The 1,859-nt window shown below is 33.0% G+C and carries 1 protein-coding gene; it reads right to left on the bottom strand.

Annotated elements, in window-relative coordinates:
- Positions 1–1,082: 1,082 nt before the first annotated feature.
- Positions 1,083–1,715: an IS4 family transposase gene (locus ACYQ4S_RS11785; RefSeq protein ID WP_459771330.1), complete on the bottom strand. Its 633-nt coding sequence runs from the start codon at positions 1,713–1,715 to the stop codon at positions 1,083–1,085.
- Positions 1,716–1,859 lie beyond the last annotated feature (144 nt).

Consider the following 1,859-nt stretch of genomic DNA (forward strand, 5'->3'; position numbering starts at 1 on the left):
AGACATTAATGAACGAGTTAGTACTATCTGAACAACATGTTCAAGACTTGTTAGATACCATCTTTGATAGTTTACCGGAACTCTTCAAGCCATTTTTAAAAGAAAATCAGCTGAATCAAATATCAAAAGCGGCATAATAATCGGTACCAAGTCAATGACACCAAGGGTCAAAGGCTATTTTTTAACTGCAAAACTTGAGTTTTAAATCCTCGGTATCTGCATTATTTCCATTACCATTGGAACTTGTGCTACATGCTACTAAAAATAAAGATAAAGCCATAACAATTGCAAACAGATTTCGTTTTGTAGTTTTTTTCAATTTGTTTTCCCCTTTCTGATTTTGGAAATGAGTAAAGTATTATAGATATATTAGAATATTTCAATAAAAGAGTCAAGAATCTTTTGACTCTTTTATTTTCATGAAAGTCTATTCTCATCGGGTTTATACAACCCAACATACTGTAAGCGATTACTGAAGTTGTTGTTACAACATTCAAATTTTAATGAATTATTAACTGTTTATTATTTGTTTTCTAATATAGTTGTTCGTTTAATGTAGAAAAATGAGAGTTTAATTAAAAATTTTTATTGAATTATGATTAAAGTAAAAAAAATAGTAGCAACTGAATACATTTGTGTAAAATGTATTCAGTTGCCACTGATATATTTTATAGAGATCTTCCAGCTTTATTCAGGATTAGATTAGGGTTAATTTTAATTACCACGGTTACCATTGATACGGGGAGCCGTATCACAAGTGATGATAATAATTTGCAGTCTATATATGTATCGATGTATATAGAAAATGGCTTTTACCATTATTTTTAAACTTAAATTAGTTAATACTGTCCTGAATAATTCATACCTCTAATTTCAGAGGCTGTTTTTAAATATTGTTATATTTTCTTTCACTAGTGTTGCATAAAATTATATTCTTACCGAATTTCATATTTGTTAACTAAATCACAAGTAGTTCTCATCAAAATTTACAAAAAAGTCAAATGCTGGCGCAGCGGATGACTTTTTCCAGAATTTTTTTGACTATTCTATTGGTCTAGACTTCATTTCGCGAGTTATTTCACTTATCCTGGTTCAAAGAGAGCTTTGAAGTATGCATACGATTCATACTTTACCGATCGTAAGTGACGCAAAATTTGGAAAATAGTTGGCTTTAAATTCAATTCTAGCTTAATAAGTAACGTGAGTAGGTAGACAATCATTGCCATGATTAGTTGGTTCTCAACACCGACTTCTGATTTCGAATAGTAGGTCTTAATCGTCATATGTTGTTTCATATGCTTGAAAAACAACTCGATTTGCCAGCGTGAATGATAGAGATTCCCTATCTCTTCAGCGGTTTTGAAGACGTCGTTGGTAATGATTCGTAAATCAGATCGTCCTTTTCGACGAATAGTCACTAGTCGCAGGAGACTGGTCAAATAGCCTCTCCCACCAAGCAGCACATATTGATCACTGAGTACGTCAGAATCCTTATCCTTCGGGATATCTAGATTTTCTACAACATGTATTACTGTGTTCTTTTTAATCCGTGAAACGAAAAAATAGCCCTCCCATTTCATCTGATCAAAAGACTCAAAATCGATATATCCTCTGTCAAAAACATAGGTTGCCAGCGGTTGATTGACAAAAACATCAAGGTAATCATGGTCGTGTTCAGAAGCGTTAGAGATCTCAAATTGTTCTGGGTGAACCATTCCTTCCTCCATTAGACGGGGCTGGGAAAAAACCAGCTCTTAACAAACAAAAAGAACAATGAAAACCGTCGGTTTTAGATGGTCTTCATTGTTCTTTTGTATTTTTTCTGAAGATGTAGAAGTACATCCTCCTTTTCTTCGGAG

The sequence above is a fragment of the Alkalibacterium sp. s-m-28 genome (assembly GCF_054658175.1).